This is a genomic window from Chryseobacterium sp. POL2 (genome assembly GCF_011058315.1).
GTDB lineage: Bacteria > Bacteroidota > Bacteroidia > Flavobacteriales > Weeksellaceae > Soonwooa.
This window is the reverse complement of record NZ_CP049298.1, coordinates 582,526-601,505: the sequence shown is the minus strand read 5'-3', so window position 1 is coordinate 601,505 and position 18,980 is coordinate 582,526. Positions and strand designations below refer to the sequence as shown.

Below are 18,980 nucleotides of genomic sequence, written 5' to 3'. Positions count from 1 at the left end.
TTGCAAAATGCGGGGTTAAATCATAGCTGAAAAGCATCAGATATTTATCCGCAAAAATGCTTTTCATCTTGATTTATTTTGTAATTTAACAATCTGAAAAAGCATTTTGCTTCGCTCGATCTGAATTGAACTTTCAGTTAAATCCAGCCCGCACTTCGCAAATACTTTTTCGTTAGCAGAAATTTTATCAAAAAACCTTTCTGCAATTGAAAATCTGATTTTCACAATTAATTTAAAAATAATAAAAACAATTATCAGTTTATGAATGCCTTTGATCATACAATGCCAGAATTTTGGATACAAAATGCTATAGAAAAAATTCAAGAAAATGATTTTAATAGCGCGAGACCTCTTGCAAAAATGGGTTATAATTTAGAAAAGTCTAATATTGAATATGGATTCATATATATGATAACTTTATTAGACCAAAATTATAGTTTATCATTGTTTCAAATGAAGAATAATCTTGAAAGTTTAGATAAAGTAATTGAAGAACTGGAAATTTTAAAAAATAATAATTCAATGAATCAAAAACAATTAGATAAGTTTCGAGAATTAAAATTGGAACGTTATGAATTTTATTTTTTTGTGAGTGATTGTGAAATGCGATTAAATAATGGATTTTAAAACTTTATATAATTCTAAAATAATTAACTAAAAATGTGGACAATAATTATAATTTTAGTAGCAATATTTATAATATGGGCTATTGTTAGCAATAACAAGGATAACGAAAAAATAAGAGATTTTTATATTCAGACAGGTGGTTTAGTTGCTAGACATAAAAATTTCACAGATATATTAGAGCAAGATTATGATATGGTTTTAAAATATGATGATGGAAGAAGATTTTGTTTTAAAAAACAACTTTCCACTGGTGAACTAAATATTGGTTTGAAGCTGGAATCAGATAATAGTGGTACAATCTTTTCAGAAATAATTGAAAATGGAGTAAATAGAAAAGGTCAAAATGTAGTTTATCGCGATTTAGGTAAAGAAAGACTTCGCGACTCTATTAAATTAAGTGTTAACAACATTTATAGAAATTAGATAACATTTCTAAAAAACTTCTGCTAACATAGGTTTTGCAAAATGCGGGGTTTAGTCTTGATTGAAATTTAGTCAAAAAAATTCGCAACTGCTTTTCATATTGTTTTTTTAACTAATTTAGACAATCTGAAAAAGCATTTGCTACGTTTATGAATCCTTGAACTAAAGTTCTTCGAATTCCCGCACTTCGCAAAGCCTTTTTCCGTTAGCAGAAAGTGTTTCCAAACTTTACGTTTCAACGAATGAAAAAATTTTATTAATTTAAAAAACAAAAATTTATGAAAAAGAATTATTTTTTAACAATGCTTGCTTTATTATTTCTATTCTCGTGTACAAGAGAATATCTTATGGAGTCTAATGACACAATTCAAGTTCATTCAAATTCAAGAGTGGACAAAGTGAGTTTTGAGGAAATGGAAAATTTTATTCAAAAAAATGCGAAAAATACTCTTCCAGATTATTTAAAACCCAATAATCTAAATAAAAATACAGAACAATATATTACTGCTATTGATACAGCAGATATTATTAAAGTTGTACATAACGATGTTACTTCTTTTACTTTAAAAGTTAACACATTAGGTGACAAAGACTTTACATTTTCAAATCTTATAATTAATGTACATAACGGCAATATAGAAGAATACATTTATCACTATATACCAGATGCTCAATGGTTAAAAAATTATATAGCTAGTAAAAAAGGAGATTATCAAGGTATTTTAAAAATAACGGATATTAATGGAAATAACAAAACAGAAAACCATGCAAAGAATTCTACTACATGTATGGTAGAAATGCATGTCCCTTGTTTTGGTGCGGGTTGCCCATGTAGTGATTATAATGGAGTAACCTATTATATAATGGCTACTTGTACAACAGGAGGTGGCGGTGGATCTTCGGGCGGATCCTCAGGCGGAAATACTGGTGGGCCACCATCAGGAGGAGGTGGTGGTGGTACAGTACCTAATGTACCTACTACAGAACAGATTAATAATTTCATAGCATTTCTTTCACCATCTACTCATGCCTATATCACAGAAAACATTGGCGCACTGACTGATATAACCAACTATTTTGCACAAAATGGATTAGCTCCCAAGCACCAAGGTTTCATTACCTCTGTTTTAGAATATGTTACTAAAAAGGATATTGCTTGGTTTAACTTTAGTCCTATTTTTGCTTCTGCTACCTCATATAAAAATCAAAACCCAGATAGTTGGACAAAGATAAGCACAATCCAAGATTTTGCTTTTGATTTTATGTTGCAAAACCCTAATTTCACTTGGGTACAGTTTCAAAACGAGTTTATTACCGACATTCCTAGTGGCTTTTTACAACAAATTGTTTTGCAAAATCCAGCAACTGTTTTAAATTACCAATCACTAAATTCTCCCGATTTTAAAATGAGGAAAGTTGACCAGTTGAAGTATCCTAAATTTACAAATGCTGTCATAAACATTGCAAATTATGTTAATTCTAACATGAAAGTCATGCAAACATTAACACAGTTTACAGGATTGAATGAACAGCAAATTTTGGATAAATTAAAATTTGGACAAGGTCCTTTAATTCAAATAGTAGATTTACCTGGTGCTTATGGATATCATAATCCTTTTACAAATACCGTAAAGATAGATGTAAATTATGTTAAAAAACTAGAAAATTCTGTTGGTGCTGATGCTGAGATTATGAAACTGTTTTTGTCAATAACATTACTTCACGAATTTGTTCACTGGACTGATGGTTTATTTTTCAACTACACACAAGAAAGCGGTGAAGAATGGGAAATAGCAACCTATGGTGTTGTAGTAAACATGGGGAACATTAACCTTATCAAACAATAATATGAAAAAAAGTATGAAAACAATAGGATTAATGCTATTATTAAGTATTTTTATAATTGTTTTATTCCCCACAGGAATGAGATTGGACAATCATAAATCTGATGAAGAAATACTTATTTCAAAGGCTTTGTCATCCAAGCAAATAAGCCTTTTGACTCTATCATTGAAAAGAAATGTTTTTAATGAGATAAATGGAAAAAGAGTCAATTATGATTTATTAAACATTAATTTTTTGTCAAACACAGAATTATTGAATCATACAACAACAAATTTTTATTCCGCAAGTGTAAATATCAAAAACAATACAGCTGTTGTAGTGATTAATTATTTTAAGTCGGGTTTAATGTTTATTTTTAATTATACAAAAAGAAATGAAAAATGGATGGAAACCTCTAGCGAATGGGGCATAACAAAATTTGAACCATCAAAAGCATATTATATTTATTTAGAAAATATGAGATTAACAAATCCTGATTATAAAAATTATGACATCAGAATGATACCCAGAGATAGTTTAAAATAAATTGGCAAGAGTAATAAAAAATACAATACGCCAAAACACCTTCTGCTAACATCGGTTTTGCAAAAGAGCGGGTTTAAATCTAAGTTGAACTACTCTACTTTTTTACCCGCAAAAGCAATTTTATTTCACATTTTTTTGTAATTTAGTGCAAGAAAATTACTTTTGCTACTTTTAGTGATTATTGAAAGTTTTGGCTTTCTTAGCCGCTCCTTCGCAAAGCCGTTTTCCGTTACACGCAATAGATTAGCGCGTTTTCGGATAATAATTTCTCTTTTTTAAACATTGATATTTTAGGTTTTATAAGAAAAAATTCAATAGAAATATTGGGTTTAAAAAGTTCTTAAATTTTCTTGAAAACACTTTTCTCGACAAATAAACTTCGAGGTTTTTTCGCTTAAAATTTCGCGTGATTTTTAAGCTTCTTCTACTCTTTTCTTTTTATAATTGAAATTTTTCTCATTTGAAAAAATCAGAAAATATCAACTTCATAAACCATAGTTGAAAGTTTTGCCATTTTTTAAGATTTTCATAAAAATAACTTTTATTTTTTACGAATTTTCAATTTTACTTTTCGCAGAAACCATCGAGAAAAATTTCAGATAATTGAGTTTTAAATTTTGCTGGAAAAATGCAGTTTGAAAACTGGTTAAGCTTCGTTTTATTCATCTGATTTGTTTGTGATTTAATTGCTCATAATTTTTTAGAACTATTTTTCAGCGTTGAAAAGTTCTCATTTTCTACTGCGCGTAACAATGTATTGGCAAAATGCGGGATTTAGGGAAGAATTGAAAAGCAGAAAAAATAATCCGCTCATGCTTTTCAATTCCACATTTTTTTCTTATTTTAGTGTACTTGAAAAAGCATTCGCTACGCTTGGTCGTTCTTGAACTTTCAGTTCTTCGAAAGCCCGCACTTCGCCAATACTTTTTCCGTTATGGGCCATTTTTGAATGACAATGCGAATAGATACAGACAAACAAATGAATTTACTTAGTGATAAGAACGTTGCAATAATTGGTGGTGGACCCGTTGGACTGACTATGGCAAAATTATTACAGCAAAACGGCATAGACGTTTCAGTTTACGAAAGAGACAACGACCGAGAGGCAAGAATTTTTGGTGGAACCCTTGACCTACACAAAGGTTCAGGTCAGGAAGCAATGAAAAAAGCGGGATTGTTACAAACTTATTATGACTTAGCCTTACCAATGGGTGTAAATATTGCTGATAAAAAAGGCAATATTTTATCCACAAAAAATGTAAAGCCCGAAAATCGATTTGACAATCCTGAAATAAACAGAAATGACTTAAGGGCTATCTTGTTGAATAGTTTAGAAAACGACACGGTTATTTGGGATAGAAAACTTGTTATGCTTGAACCTGGTAAGAAGAAGTGGACACTAACTTTTGAGAATAAACCGAGTGAAACAGCAGATTTGGTTATTCTTGCCAATGGCGGGATGTCCAAGGTAAGAAAATTTGTTACCGACACGGAAGTTGAAGAAACAGGTACTTTCAATATACAAGCCGATATTCATCAACCAGAGATAAACTGTCCTGGATTTTTTCAGCTATGCAATGGAAACCGGCTAATGGCATCTCACCAAGGTAATTTATTATTTGCTAACCCCAATAATAATGGTGCATTGCATTTTGGAATAAGTTTTAAAACACCTGATGAATGGAAAAACCAAACGCAGGTAGATTTTCAAAACAGAAATAGTGTCGTTGATTTTCTTCTGAAAGAATTTTCCGATTGGGACGAACGCTACAAAGAATTGATTCATACGACGTTGTCATTTGTAGGATTGGCTACACGGATATTTCCTTTAGAAAAGCCTTGGAAAAGCAAGCGCCCATTACCCATAACAATGATTGGGGATGCCGCACATTTGATGCCGCCTTTTGCAGGGCAGGGAGTAAATAGTGGGTTGGTGGATGCCTTGATATTGTCTGATAATCTAGCCGATGGAAAATTTAATAGCATTGAAGAGGCTGTTAAAAATTATGAACAGCAAATGTTTATCTATGGCAAAGAAGCACAAGAAGAATCAACTCAAAACGAAATTGAAATGTTTAAACCCGACTTTACGTTTCAGCAATTGTTAAATGTATAAAATGGAATAAAACGGCACATAACAAACAAATTGGCAATAGAGCCGGTGAAGTACTTCTATTGAACTTTTGTGCAATGTTGAAGATTAGTAATTCTATTCAACATTTGTGCTAAAAGTCGGCTCCATCGCCAATTTGCCAGCCGTTACACGCAATAGATTAGCGCGTTTTCGGATAATAATTTCTCTTTTTTTAACATTGAAATTTAAGGTTTTTATAAGAAAAAATTCAGTAGAAATGTTGGGTTTAAAAGTTATTAAATTTTCTTGATTACACTTTTCTCGACAAATAAATTTCGAGTTTTTTTCGCTTAAAATTTCGCGTGATTTTTAAGCTTCTTCTACTCTTTTCTTTTTTTATAATTGAAATTTTTCCCATTTGAAAAATTAAAAAATATCGAATTCAGAAACCATAGTTGAAAGTTTTGCCATTTTTTAATATTTTCATAAAAATAATTTTCATTTTTTACGAATTTTCAATTTTACTTTTCGCAGAAACCATCGAGAAAAATTTCAGATAATTGAGTTTTAAATTTTGCCGGAAAAATGCAGTTTGAAAACTGGTTAAGCTTCGTTTTATTCATCTGATTTGTTTGTGATTTAATTGCTCATAATTTTTTAGAACTATTTTTCAGCATTGAAAAATTCTCATTTTCTACTGCGCGTAACATTGTATTGGCAAAATGCGGGGTTTTGTAAACGTTGAAATTTTGTAAAAATATTCCGCCGAATGCTTTTCAATTCTGCGATTTTTTGTAAGTTAGCAGAAGTGAAAAAGCATCGGCTACGTTTCTGAATTCTTGAACTTTCAGTCCTTCGAATTCCCGCACTTCGCCAATACTTTTTCCGTTACCAGCAATTATAACAAAAAGACAGCAATGAAAAAAATCACAACTATCATTTTGACATTACTAACATTGGTATTAGGTCAGGCATTTGGACAAACCGACAATAACGGAAACCCAGTATTCAATTCCGTTTCAACTTCTGAAAAATCGGTTGACGATTTTTTACTTATTTCTAACTATTATACACTCAAAAACAACATTGAAAATAGACAATCTTCCGTGTTTGTTTCTGAAAACCCGACATTAGACCAAATAGAAAAGTCGGCAATCAACCTTCCTTCTGACTTTTTTATATTGACAAAGGAAAGTAAAATGGTTGTTATGGTTATGCTACAAAATGACCCCAAACTGCAATTTATGACAATTGAAATGCGGACAAATCAACAATCAACTTTCGCTTGCAATCTTATTGGCGACATTACTGAAAATCGGGCTAATGAAATCATTAAAGAAAAGTATGACACAAATGCAACCATTGAAAACGGAAAATTGAAATTTAATGGGAAAATGTTCAAAATCATTTCAAACCAAGAAATTGAAAAAGCAGTTTTAGCACTAATCAAAAAGGAGAAATTAAACAAAAAGAAACCGTCCGACATTATTATACCTTCAAAAAGTGAACTCAAATCTTTCATACTTGCAGAAACTAAACAAGGAGGAAAACTTGATTTTTTTACGGAAATCAAAGGAAAAGAATATGACGGAGTTCAAATAAAACAAGGCGTGTTTACGACAAAACAAAGTGTTGCTCTTTATCAATGGGGACGAGCTTGTTTTGATATTGGAGTTAATACAGTTGAAGACACTTACGATATATTTGCCGAACATCAAGGTAAACCTGTCAACGAGCGAGACAAAGAATATATTAAAGCAGGATTTTACAAAGAGTGGGAAAAATAACAGCTGGTAACAAGGGTTTTGCAAAATGGCGGGTTTTCGTCTAAGTTGAAACTTTGTGCTTCGTAATCCGCAAAAGCCAATTTTATTGGCTTTTTTTCATAATTTAGCAAATAGAAATTGGCTTTTGCTACGTGTCGTCTAAATCGAAACTTTCGTCTTCGATTTACCGCCACTTCGCAAAGCCCCGAACCGTTAGCTGTAATAGTTAACCAACATAACGTGAAAGAATCAAACAAACTTTTAATTACGTCATTTTTGATTTTAATATTTGGAATTTTACTTGTTAGTAAAGAATCTAAATTTCTAAATTGGATTGTTTTAGTTTTTGGTATTATAGGATTGATACTTGCAATCCTAAAAATAATTTTCCCAAAAGCTAAATTTTTAATGAACTACAATGAAAAAGCAGAACTTAATAAAAAAAGCTTTCACGAAATTTATACCGATGAAGGAATTTTCGAATTTTATAGTGATGGATTTTACATTGATAAACTTAAAAACCCTGAACTAATAAATTGGAAGAATATTAAATCTATAATCGCATACAAAAAGGATTTACTAACAACTGATTTAATTGTCGCTGAAATAATTACTGATGAAAAAGTTTACAATGTGAATGAAGAAACTCCAGGTTGGTTTTATTTCGTTGACCAAATAAATAAAACTTTAAATATCAAAGATAAAAATTGGAACATAAATATTACTCAACCTGCATTTGCTACAAATCTAACTTTGATTTATGATTCTGAAAATAGAACATTGGAAGACTTAGCAAAAGAAAAATAACGACTACAGCTAACATCGGTAACTGTTGCACAACTCCTTTTTTTTAGAAAATAGTTTTCAAAAACATGAAATTTTGACCTCTTTAGAAGCAATTTTAGAGAGGTTTTTTTTTAGTTGTAGTTCAAAATTCTAGAATTTGAATAGCTTAAAATCGAGTTTTTATAGACTGAAAAGGCGCGTTTTGAAAAAGCAAAGTTCTTCCCTTGTTTTAGAGATAGAACTTGGGCTAAAATACTTGGTTTTTTAATGGTAAAACGCATGTATTTCTTCAAGTTGTAGGTTAAACTTGCCATCAGTACATGTTTGTTTGCGTTTTTGATGCCTCGAGTGTTGACTCGTTTCATGTTGGTAAAGTTGATCAACGTTCCAATGACGGGTTCTACCGTTTTGCTTCGCACTCTAACCATTTTCTTGGCATATTTCTCGTTTTGGGTGAGTTTTTGATGCATACGGTCGTAATGTTCTTTGTGGATGCTGTCGTCTAGCTTTTTAAACTTGGTGCTTTTGCCACAGCATTGTTCTCTTAGTGGACAGTTTTTGCAATCTGTTTCACTGCTTCGGTACGTTCGTTTGGTGTAGCCTTTACTATCCATTTTTTCGCCTTTGAAAAGCAGTTTAGCTTGCTTACCTTCGGGTTTTGTGCATTGATAATAGTTTTCTTCTTTGTGGTAAGTAAAACCTTCTCGCTCTGATTTGTATTGTCCGAAGTTAGGGATGTAGGCGTTGATGTTTTTTTCGTGCAAATACGCCAATGCTTCGCCACTGCTGTAACCACCATCGGCTAAAAGTTCTTGTAATTCTATTCCGTTTTCCTTTAGGTTTTCTTCTGTGAGTTCTACAATTTGTTCTAAACACTGACTGTCGCGTTTATCCGCAAAATCTGAACACGCTCCTGTAATGACATGGTGCGCATCGTCAACTGCGATTTGTCCAAAATAATTTAATTGTCGCGCTTTGCCGGGTTTTACACTCACTCTAGCATCGCTATCTGTGGGAGAATAATGGGTGTGATTAGATAGGTATTTGGGACGGATGAGATTGCCGTTTTCATCTATCTGTCTACTATTGCTATTTGCTGGCATTCCTTTATACGCTTCTGCTTTCCAATCATGGTGGCGTTCAACGAGTTTCTTGCGGGTGGTAGTTACTTTGTATTCGCTGTTTTCTTCTAGTTCGTTTACAAAAGCACTGGCGTCTTCTAAAACTTCTTTCTCTACCAAGCTATCCATAGAAGCATTAGCTTTGATGAAAACGCTGTCCACCGCTTGTCGTTTACCACGAACCATATTTTTAGAAACGCACATTCTCAAGACTTCTTTAAACAAGTTTAAAAAGACTTCTTCGCCATACAAACCGCGAGTTCGGCTAATGGTACTGTGCCAAGGAAGCTGCTCATGTACATCATAACCTAAAAACAATCTTATCGACAAGCTATCACTACAAAAAGCTATCAACTGTCTATCTGAATTGATATTGTTTAAATATCCCACCAATAATATCTTAAAGAAAACAACAGGATCTATACTCTCTTGTCCTTCCTTACCATAATACTTTTGAGTTGCTTTATAAATGAAATCTAAATTGAGTTCGGATAACATTTTTCTATAAAAATTATCCTCTGGAACTAGGTCTAATAAATTGACCGAAACAAATAATTGTGGTGTAAAACTCTTCTTTCCTTGCATACATCAATTTACGAAATATCCCGTTTTTATACAAGTTTATTTGTATATTTGAGTTGTGCAACAAGCACATCGGTTTGGCAAAATGCGGGGAGAAGTTCAAAATTGAAAAGCAGAAATTTTAATCCGCTCATGCTTTTCAATTCCACTTTTTTTCTTAATTTAGTGTACTTGAAAAAGCATTCGCTCCGTTTGGTCGTTCTTGAACTTTCAGTTCTTCGAAAGCCCGCACTTCGCCAATACTTTTTCGTTACACGCAATAGATTAGCGCGTTTTCGGATAATAATTTCTCTTTTTTTAACATTTATATTTTTGGTTTTTATAAGAAAAAATTCAGTAGAAATATTGGGTTTAAAAAGTTCTTAAATTTTCTTGGAAACACTTTTCTCGACAAATAAATTTCGAGTTTTTTTCGCTTAAAATTTTCTAACGTTTTAAGCTTCTTCTACTCTTTTCTTTTTTTATAATTGAAATTTTTCTCATTTGAAAAAATCAGAAAATATCAACTTCAGAAACCATAGTTGAAAAATTTATCATTTTAATATTTTCATAAAAATAACTTTTATTTTTTACGAATTTTCAATTTTACTTTTCGCAGAAACCATCGAGAAAAATTTCAGATAATTGAGTTTTAAATTTTGCTGGAAAAATGCAGTTTGAAAACTGGTTAAGCTTCGTTTTATTCATCTGATTTGTTTGTGATTTAATTGCTCATAATTTTTTAGAACTATTTTTCAGCGTTGAAAAGTTCTCATTTTCTACTGCGCGTAACAATGTATTGGCAAAATGCGGGATTTAGGGAAGAATTGAAAAGCAGAAAAAATAATCCGCTCATGCTTTTCAATTCCACATTTTTTTCTTATTTTAGTGTACTTGAAAAAGCATTCGCTACGCTTGGTCGTTCTTGAACTTTCAGTTCTTCGAAAGCCCGCACTTCGCCAATACTTTTTCCGTTGTACGCAATATTTCCCAAACAAACCGCACAAAATGAAGCTTATTTATTTTCTATTTTTTTTGATTTTTTCAACTCAATTAATAGCTCAAAAACTTAATGGGAAAATTATCGATTCACTAATTAAGAGACATAACACTCCTGAATTCGAATTAAAGCTAACAAATCAATCAAATAATAAAATATACTTCCAAAAAACTAATCAAAATCAAGAATTTGAATTTAAAGAGTTAGAAAAAGGATTATACAAACTGCAAATTTTAAATGAAGAATATAAAGAAAACATATTCAAAATTGATTTAAATAAAAACATAAATGAAATTTTTTATGTTGAAAAATTCTGTCAATACAGAGCGAATAAAAGCAAAGTTTGTCCTAATTGTATATCTGAAAATGATGTTATTCCAATTTTCTACGGACTTACAACTGGAAGATTCATGAAAAAAAATAAGAAAAAATATCATTTTGCAGGATGCGAAATTTCAAATTGTGATCCAAAATGGTATTGCAAAAAAGATAAACTTGAATTTTAAAAATACTGCGTACAACATTGGTTTTGCAAAATGCGGGGTTTAAGTCTAAGCTGAAAATTTTATCAAAATAATCCGCAAATTGGCTTTTCATATTGCTGTTTTTTATTAACTTAACAATCTGAAAAAGCCATTTGCTACGTTTTGGAATTCTTGAACTTTTCGTTCTTCGAATTCCCGCACTTCGCAAAGCCTTTTTCGTTAGGCGATATTTTATAAAAACTATACGCTTAAATATTTTGTTTCAAAATTTTATGTAAATTTGAGATAAATAATTTGCAAAATGAGTACAGCTGAGTTGAAACTTAAATTAGAATTGATCAATAAAATAACCGAATTAAAAGAAATTCGGATTATTAAAGAATTAAAAAAACTTCTTGATTTCGAACTTGATGAAGAAATTTTCGAACTATCGAAAAAACAAAAAAATCGTATTATGAAAGCAAGAAAAGAATATACTAATGGAGAAACTTTTACAAATGATGAAGTAGAAAACGAAATTGAACAATGGCTAAACGAAAAATAATTTGGACCAAATCTGCAAAATTTGAACGAAAAGAAATTTTGATTTATTGGATTAATAGAACAAAATCTAAAACCTATAGCAAAAAACTTAACAAATTATTTAGTGAAGCCGTAAATCTTTTATCTGAACATCCGAAAATCGGAAGAACCACAAATGATGGGGAAACTCGAATAAATATTGTTCGAGACTATTTAATTTTCTATGAATTTACAGAAAAAGAACTAATTGTTCAATCAATTTGGGACGCAAGACGAGATGAAAATGACACCGAATTTGATTACACCTAAAATAAAAAAACATCGCCTAACAGTGTATTGGCAAAATGCGGGGCGAAACGCAAGTTGAAATATTTTTAGCATTTATCCGCCGATTGCTTTTTCCGTATTGATTATTTTTGTAATTTAACAATCCGAAAAAAGCATCGGCTACGCTCAGTCGTTCTTGAACTTTCAGTTCTTCGAAAGCCCGCACTTCTCCAATACTTTTTCCGTTGTACGACATTCTATGAAAACAACCGCAATAATTTTGAAAGCTTTAATAATTGCAAGTATTTTTGGTGCAATCCATAATCAACTTTCATATTCTGTATCAAATGAATTTTTTGAAGACTTTCTGTTTGGAAATTTTGGAATTAATGAATGGAATCTAAATAATAAAAGATTTGAAGCCTCAGTTGTCGGAATTTTAGGCTCATATTGGGTTGGATTTATATTAGGTGTTATTTACGCTGTAATTTTCCTGTTTATAAATACTGAAAATAACTTCAAATACATATTCAAGGCAATTTTGATAAATATTCTTTTCGCTTTAATTGGAAGTATCATTGGATATTTTATCGGATTCATAATTCCCTGGGAGAATTCAGAAATTTGGATGGATATTTCAGTTCAAAATCCTCAAAAATATGTTCAAGCTAACTTTATGAACTCTGGAAGTTATTATGGTGGAATTGTAGGCTTAATTTTCGGAATAATCTATCTTTTCAAAAATAAATCTTAAAAAGAACGTCGTACAACAGTGTATTTGCAAAATGCGGGGATTAAATCAAAGTTGAAAAGCATCAACAATTTACACGCAAAAATGCTTTTCATCTTGATTTTATTTGTAATTTAACAATCTGAAAAAGCATTTTGCTTCGCTCTGTCTGAATTGAACTTTCAGTTAAATCCAGCCCGCACTTCGCAAATACTTTTTCGTTGTACGACATTATTCCCAACAGAATGGATATAAAAATTGATAGCAAAGAAATAATTCCGTTTGAAGATTTTGATTTAGGTTGGAGATTTTCAAAATCACATAATTCAGATATTTCTGACGAAGAATTAAAACAAATTCTACCGCTGTCTGAAACAGAATCTAAAAGACTGAATAAAGTAATTGATTTTTATGAAATCGAATCAAATAGGATTTTAAATTATCAACAAACTGATTGGTTCAGATCGAGTCAAGAAAACGATGAAAAAATTGAAAATTTCAGAAATAATTTAGCACAAAAATTATCAAAATTCGACGAAGATTTAATTATTTCTTGGAATAGAAAAACAACTTTAAAAACAAATAAAACAATCTTTCTAAAATATTGGACAGATTTTCTTTATCCATCATCTGACGATGTGACTATTATATCTGAAAAAACGAATTGGATATTATTCTTCTCACATTACGAAGTGTCTAATCTTTGGATAAAAAACAATAACGTCGTACAACATCGGCTTGGCAAAATGCGGGGTTAAGTGCAAAATTGAACTTCTCGCCTTTTTATCCGCCAAAAGCTGTTTGCTTTTGTTTTTTTCTTAAATTTACCAAAAGGCTCACAGCTTTGGCTATGTCTCGGTCTGAATTGAACTTTCGCTCAATTCAAGCCCGCACTTCGCCAAGCCGTGACTCGTTATCTGTAATTCTATGAAAAACCGTGTCATAAAAGTAATTATAGGAATTTTTCTAATCTTTATTATTGGTCTTTTTATTCGACCTCAAAAAGTAATATATGAAGCAAAAATTTCTGGAAAAGTTATCGACGAAAATGGAATTCCAATAAAAAACGCTGTAGTTTCAAGAATTGAAGAAAAACGGTGGAAAAATAAAAAATGGGGTTACGAAGAACACTCTGAATATAAATCTCAAACTACAAAAACTGACGATAATGGAAACTTTTTTCTTGAACAAAAATCTCGAATAGACTGGTTTCATACACCACTTGATTTACCTTTTGCTTGGTGTTATGCAGATTTTGAAATTTCAAATAACGGTTATGAAACTTTCAAAACAAAATTTGATGAATACAAATCTTATAAAAAGGATGGTTGTTATGCGTGTGAAAAAATTGAATTCAAACCCAAAATAACTTTAAAAAAGAACTACAGATAACATTGGTAACTGTTGCACAACTCCTTTTTTTTAGAAAATAGTTTTCAAAAACATGAAATTTTGACCTCTTTAGAAGCAATTTTAGAGAGGTTTTTTTTTAGTTGTAGTTCAAAATTCTAGAATTTGAATAGCTTAAAATCGAGTTTTTATAGACTGAAAAGGCGCGTTTTGAAAAAGCAAAGTTCTTCCCTTGTTTTAGAGATAGAACTTGGGCTAAAATACTTGGTTTTTTAATGGTAAAACGCATGTATTTCTTCAAGTTGTAGGTTAAACTTGCCATCAGTACATGTTTGTTTGCGTTTTTGATGCCTCGAGTGTTGACTCGTTTCATGTTGGTAAAGTTGATCAACGTTCCAATGACGGGTTCTACCGTTTTGCTTCGCACTCTAACCATTTTCTTGGCATATTTCTCGTTTTGGGTGAGTTTTTGATGCATACGGTCGTAATGTTCTTTGTGGATGCTGTCGTCTAGCTTTTTAAACTTGGTGCTTTTGCCACAGCATTGTTCTCTTAGTGGACAGTTTTTGCAATCTGTTTCACTGCTTCGGTACGTTCGTTTGGTGTAGCCTTTACTATCCATTTTTTCGCCTTTGAAAAGCAGTTTAGCTTGCTTACCTTCGGGTTTTGTGCATTGATAATAGTTTTCTTCTTTGTGGTAAGTAAAACCTTCTCGCTCTGATTTGTATTGTCCGAAGTTAGGGATGTAGGCGTTGATGTTTTTTTCGTGCAAATACGCCAATGCTTCGCCACTGCTGTAACCACCATCGGCTAAAAGTTCTTGTAATTCTATTCCGTTTTCCTTTAGGTTTTCTTCTGTGAGTTCTACAATTTGTTCTAAACACTGACTGTCGCGTTTATCCGCAAAATCTGAACACGCTCCTGTAATGACATGGTGCGCATCGTCAACTGCGATTTGTCCAAAATAATTTAATTGTCGCGCTTTGCCGGGTTTTACACTCACTCTAGCATCGCTATCTGTGGGAGAATAATGGGTGTGATTAGATAGGTATTTGGGACGGATGAGATTGCCGTTTTCATCTATCTGTCTACTATTGCTATTTGCTGGCATTCCTTTATACGCTTCTGCTTTCCAATCATGGTGGCGTTCAACGAGTTTCTTGCGGGTGGTAGTTACTTTGTATTCGCTGTTTTCTTCTAGTTCGTTTACAAAAGCACTGGCGTCTTCTAAAACTTCTTTCTCTACCAAGCTATCCATAGAAGCATTAGCTTTGATGAAAACGCTGTCCACCGCTTGTCGTTTACCACGAACCATATTTTTAGAAACGCACATTCTCAAGACTTCTTTAAACAAGTTTAAAAAGACTTCTTCGCCATACAAACCGCGAGTTCGGCTAATGGTACTGTGCCAAGGAAGCTGCTCATGTACATCATAACCTAAAAACAATCTTATCGACAAGCTATCACTACAAAAAGCTATCAACTGTCTATCTGAATTGATATTGTTTAAATATCCCACCAATAATATCTTAAAGAAAACAACAGGATCTATACTCTCCTGTCCTTCCTTACCATAATACTTTTGAGTTGCTTTATAAATGAAATCTAAATTGAGTTCGGATAACATTTTTCTATAAAAATTATCCTCTGGAACTAGGTCTAATAAATTGACCGAAACAAATAATTGTGGTGTAAAACTCTTCTTTCCTTGCATACATCAATTTACGAAATATCCCGTTTTTATACAAGTTTATTTGTATATTTGAGTTGTGCAACAAGCACAGGGGTTTTGCGTCAGGCGGGCTGACGTGCAAACTTGAAGATTTGTGCTTTTAATGAACTTTAGTAATAAATTGAAACTTTGTGCTTCGGAAACCCGCCCGAACGCAAAGCCCCAAACCGTTACACGCAATAGATTAGCGCATTTTCGGATAATAATTTCTTTTTTTTAAACATTGATATTTTAGGTTTTTATAAGAAAAAATTCAGTAGAAATATTGGGTTTAAAAAGTTCTTAAATTTTCTTGAAAACACTTTTCTCGACAAATAAATTTCGAGTTTTTTTCGCTTAAAATTTCGCGTGATTTTTAAGCTTCTTCTACTCTTTTCTTTTTATAATTGAAATTTTTCTCATTTGAAAAAATCAGAAAATATCAACTTCATAAACCATAGTTGAAAGTTTTGCCATTTTTTAAGATTTTCATAAAAATAACTTTTATTTTTTACGAATTTTCAATTTTACTTTTCGCAGAAACCATCGAGAAAAATTTCAGATAATTGAGTTTTAAATTTTGTTGGAAAAATGCAGTTTGAAAACTGGTTAAGTTTCGTTTTATTCTTTTGATTTGTTTGTAATTTAATTGCTCATAATTTTTTAGAACTATTTTTCAGCGTTGAAAAATTCTCAATTTCTACTGCGCGTAACAGTGTATTGGCAAAATGCGGAATTTTGAGAACGTTGAAATTTTGTAAAAATATTCCGCCGAATGCTTTTCAATTCTGCAATTTTTTGTAAGTTAGCAGAAGTGAAAAAGCATCGGCTACGTTTCTGAATTCTTGAACTTTCAGTCCTTCGAATTCCCGCACTTCGCCAATACTTTTTCCGTTACCTGCAATGTTATGAAAAATTCGTCTATAACAATAAATTTCAATCCTACAGAAGAAAACTTAAGCGAAATTTTTTCTTGGACGACTTTTCCTAAAAATAATTGGTCTGTTATTCAAAAATGTTTTGAAAAAAATAATTTATGTGTTGCAATGATTCAAAATGAAACTGTTGGATTTTTCGCATATGAGCTTGAAGCAGTTTGCATTTTTATAATTATTGCAGAAACCAAAGAGAGTCACAGAAATCGTGGTGTTGCAAAATTTATTAAAAAAGCGATTGAAAAAAATTTCAAAAATTCAGATTATAAAGCAATGCATTTATATTGTGCACCTAAATCATCTGAATTTGCTTGGAAAAAATTAGGTTTTGAGTATTATCCTGAAAATGCACGTAAAAATAATGATGACAAAATTTATATGTTTAACATTTTCGGTGATGTTTTGCAACTATCCTCAACAAATTATGAAATGCTAAATAATGATAACACAATTGAAATATGGAATTCGCAATTTCCTAAAAACACAATGCCAAATTGGTTTTCAAATTTAGATTTCAAAGAAGATAAAAAAACCTTTTTAAAACCTTTATTATTGTTCGGAAGTGATGAATGGAAAGTCAGAATAAAATATAATGGAAATTGCTTTGAAGGTCGATATAAAGATTTCGATAAAAGAAGCGAAGTTTATGAATGTTTTTACATTGGTGAAATTAAATAATAAAAACACTGCAGGTAACATAGTATTGGCAAAATGCGGGGAGAAGTGCAAAATTGAAAAGCAGAAAAAATAATACGCTCATGCTTTTCAATTCTGCAATTTTTTGTAAGTTAGCAGTATTGAAAAAGCATTCGCTACGTTTGGTGTGAACTTGAACTTTCGTTCAAATTAAGCCCGCACTTCGCCAATACTTTTTCCGTTAGTGGCAATCTTGAAAGAACTGCGGATAAACAGAATTTATAATTTCCATGCAATCATATTCGTTTTTAGTTCCTTTACTTAAATGCCAAATAACAGCACACAATTCACTTGTTAAATGAAAATTATAATCGTTTCTCCTTGCAAAAATATCTGCTGATAAAAGTGATAGCTTTTCACGTTTAGAAAGACTGCCACTAACACCAGTTTTGCAAGATTGCTTGGTCTGTGATTTTTTGGAAACTTTAGTCATAATTTTAAGTGTGTTTTTTATTTGTGAATTTTAGGTTTTTAGGTCGCAACCTCGCAAAGCTGCGGAACCGTTAGGCGACATTTTATGAAAACCGTTATTCAAATAATATTTCTAATATTAATTCCATTTAATATATACTCACAAAGTGAAAATATAAACTCTGGGAAATATCATCCTGCAAAAGAAATTTTTGAAAAAAAATACAAGAAAAAAGATTATTTAAAATTCACCGAATTACAAGTTAAAATAGAAACAAATAAAGTAATTTTAAACAATACAAAAACTATTGAATTCGCTGAAAAGCTTGATTATAAATACAAGCTTATTTTACAAAATGGATTTTTAGATCCTTACGAAATAAATAAAAGTTCTTACTTAAAAATCGCCAGTTTTGATGAATTAAGTTTACTAAACCCTAATCCACAAACAAAACGTTTTAAATTTTGGATTTTTCCAACAAAAGCTAATTCTAATCAAACTGATTTTGAGAAATTGTTATCGAGTCGAATAAATCCTGATGAATATTATTTAGAATTAACAAATGAGAATGCAAATGAAAATACGAGCTATGAAGATTTTATAAAGAATGCAAAATTGACTTTCTTAATTTTTGGAACAATTATAATTTAATAAAACGTCGCCTAACATTGTATTGGCAAAATGCGGGGTTAAAGTCTAAGTTGAACTATTTGTAATATTTAGCCGCCAATATTTTCCAATTCCACATTTTTGTTTAACTTAGTTCCATTGAAAAAATATTGGCTACGATTGGTCTGAACTTGAACTTTCGTTCAAATTAAGCCCGTACTTCGCCAATACTTTTTCCGTTACACGCAATAGATTAGCGCGTTTTCGGATAATAATTTCTCTTTTTTAAACATTGATATTTTAGGTTTTATAAGAAAAAATTCAATAGAAATATTGGGTTTAAAAAGTTCTTAAATTTTCTTGAAAACACTTTTCTCGACAAATAAACTTCGAGGTTTTTTCGCTTAAAATTTCGCGTGATTTTTAAGCTTCTTCTACTCTTTTCTTTTTATAATTGAAATTTTTCTCATTTGAAAAAATCAGAAAATATCAACTTCATAAACCATAGTTGAAAGTTTTGCCATTTTTTAAGATT

Annotated in this window: 19 protein-coding genes; 15 read left to right on the top strand and 4 right to left on the bottom strand. The window is 31.3% G+C overall.

Annotated elements, in window-relative coordinates; translation table 11 throughout:
- Nucleotides 1-261 precede the first annotated feature (261 nt).
- The 7 genes from G6R40_RS02850 (at nt 262) to G6R40_RS02820 (ending at nt 8,067) form a co-directional block, all read left to right on the top strand.
- Nucleotides 262-627 carry a hypothetical protein gene (locus tag G6R40_RS02850; protein ID WP_165131289.1) on the top strand — a complete coding sequence of 122 codons (366 nt, stop codon included), beginning with the start codon at nt 262-264 and terminating at the stop codon, nt 625-627.
- A gap of 33 nt (nt 628-660) precedes the next feature.
- Nucleotides 661-1,050 carry a hypothetical protein gene (locus G6R40_RS02845; protein ID WP_165131288.1) on the top strand — a complete coding sequence of 130 codons (390 nt, stop codon included), beginning with the start codon at nt 661-663 and terminating at the stop codon, nt 1,048-1,050.
- Between the two features lie 278 nt (nt 1,051-1,328).
- Entirely contained in the window at nt 1,329-2,897 is a 1,569-nt protein-coding gene (locus G6R40_RS02840; RefSeq protein WP_165131286.1) for a hypothetical protein, read from the top strand.
- 13 nt (nt 2,898-2,910) lie between these two features.
- Entirely contained in the window at nt 2,911-3,420 is a 510-nt protein-coding gene (locus G6R40_RS02835) for a hypothetical protein (protein WP_165131284.1), read from the top strand.
- A 949-nt stretch (nt 3,421-4,369) separates the two neighbouring features.
- Complete coding sequence (tet(X), locus tag G6R40_RS02830) at nt 4,370-5,536, top strand: tetracycline-inactivating monooxygenase Tet(X) (RefSeq protein WP_005783159.1); 1,167 nt, start codon at nt 4,370-4,372, stop codon at nt 5,534-5,536.
- 875 nt (nt 5,537-6,411) lie between these two features.
- Nucleotides 6,412-7,281: a hypothetical protein gene (locus tag G6R40_RS02825; protein ID WP_165131282.1), complete on the top strand. Its 870-nt coding sequence runs from the start codon at nt 6,412-6,414 to the stop codon at nt 7,279-7,281.
- A gap of 219 nt (nt 7,282-7,500) precedes the next feature.
- Nucleotides 7,501-8,067, top strand: coding sequence for a hypothetical protein (locus G6R40_RS02820; RefSeq protein WP_165131280.1), 567 nt, complete (start codon nt 7,501-7,503; stop codon nt 8,065-8,067).
- A 110-nt stretch (nt 8,068-8,177) separates the two neighbouring features.
- Here the strand turns inward: G6R40_RS02820 and G6R40_RS02815 are convergent, their stop codons facing one another.
- On the bottom strand, nt 8,178-9,752 hold the full coding sequence (locus G6R40_RS02815; protein ID WP_165131100.1) for an IS1182 family transposase: 1,575 nt from the start codon (nt 9,750-9,752) through the stop codon (nt 8,178-8,180).
- Between the two features lie 984 nt (nt 9,753-10,736).
- On the opposite strand from G6R40_RS02815, the gene G6R40_RS02810 reads away from it, so the two are divergent.
- The 3 genes from G6R40_RS02810 to G6R40_RS02800 all read left to right on the top strand — a co-directional run bounded on the left by G6R40_RS02810 (nt 10,737) and on the right by G6R40_RS02800 (nt 12,044).
- Nucleotides 10,737-11,234, top strand: coding sequence for a hypothetical protein (locus tag G6R40_RS02810; RefSeq protein WP_165131278.1), 498 nt, complete (start codon nt 10,737-10,739; stop codon nt 11,232-11,234).
- Between the two features lie 280 nt (nt 11,235-11,514).
- Nucleotides 11,515-11,757 (top strand): hypothetical protein, encoded by a 243-nt coding sequence (locus G6R40_RS02805; protein ID WP_055041230.1) that lies wholly within the window; start codon nt 11,515-11,517, stop codon nt 11,755-11,757.
- Nucleotides 11,739-12,044: a type II toxin-antitoxin system RelE/ParE family toxin gene (locus G6R40_RS02800; protein WP_055041231.1), complete on the top strand. Its 306-nt coding sequence runs from the start codon at nt 11,739-11,741 to the stop codon at nt 12,042-12,044. The genes G6R40_RS02805 and G6R40_RS02800 overlap by 19 nt, the downstream gene beginning before the upstream one ends.
- A 16-nt stretch (nt 12,045-12,060) precedes the next feature.
- Here the strand turns inward: G6R40_RS02800 and G6R40_RS02795 are convergent, their stop codons facing one another.
- Nucleotides 12,061-12,258, bottom strand: coding sequence for a hypothetical protein (locus G6R40_RS02795; protein ID WP_165131276.1), 198 nt, complete (start codon nt 12,256-12,258; stop codon nt 12,061-12,063).
- Between the two features lie 3 nt (nt 12,259-12,261).
- Here G6R40_RS02795 and G6R40_RS02790 point away from each other — a divergent pair, with 3 nt between their 5' ends.
- From G6R40_RS02790 to G6R40_RS02780, 3 genes are all read left to right on the top strand, one after another.
- Nucleotides 12,262-12,756, top strand: a complete 495-nt coding sequence (locus tag G6R40_RS02790; RefSeq protein ID WP_165131274.1) for a hypothetical protein — start codon at nt 12,262-12,264, stop codon at nt 12,754-12,756.
- 221 nt (nt 12,757-12,977) lie between these two features.
- Nucleotides 12,978-13,490, top strand: a complete 513-nt coding sequence (locus G6R40_RS02785; protein ID WP_165131272.1) for a DUF2947 family protein — start codon at nt 12,978-12,980, stop codon at nt 13,488-13,490.
- Nucleotides 13,491-13,659: 169 nt separating this feature from the next.
- Entirely contained in the window at nt 13,660-14,124 is a 465-nt protein-coding gene (locus tag G6R40_RS02780) for a carboxypeptidase-like regulatory domain-containing protein (protein WP_165131236.1), read from the top strand.
- Between the two features lie 97 nt (nt 14,125-14,221).
- On the opposite strand, the gene G6R40_RS02775 is transcribed toward G6R40_RS02780, so the two are convergent.
- Entirely contained in the window at nt 14,222-15,796 is a 1,575-nt protein-coding gene (locus G6R40_RS02775) for an IS1182 family transposase (RefSeq protein ID WP_165131100.1), read from the bottom strand.
- 905 nt (nt 15,797-16,701) lie between these two features.
- Between G6R40_RS02775 and G6R40_RS02770 the strand changes: the two genes are divergently transcribed.
- Complete coding sequence (locus G6R40_RS02770) at nt 16,702-17,406, top strand: hypothetical protein (RefSeq protein ID WP_165131228.1); 705 nt, start codon at nt 16,702-16,704, stop codon at nt 17,404-17,406.
- Between the two features lie 199 nt (nt 17,407-17,605).
- Here G6R40_RS02770 and G6R40_RS02765 read toward each other — a convergent pair whose 3' ends face one another.
- On the bottom strand, nt 17,606-17,857 hold the full coding sequence (locus G6R40_RS02765) for a hypothetical protein (protein ID WP_165131270.1): 252 nt from the start codon (nt 17,855-17,857) through the stop codon (nt 17,606-17,608).
- Between the two features lie 84 nt (nt 17,858-17,941).
- Between G6R40_RS02765 and G6R40_RS02760 the strand changes: the two genes are divergently transcribed.
- Entirely contained in the window at nt 17,942-18,487 is a 546-nt protein-coding gene (locus G6R40_RS02760; RefSeq protein ID WP_165131268.1) for a hypothetical protein, read from the top strand.
- The last annotated feature ends 493 nt before the right edge of the window (nt 18,488-18,980 follow it).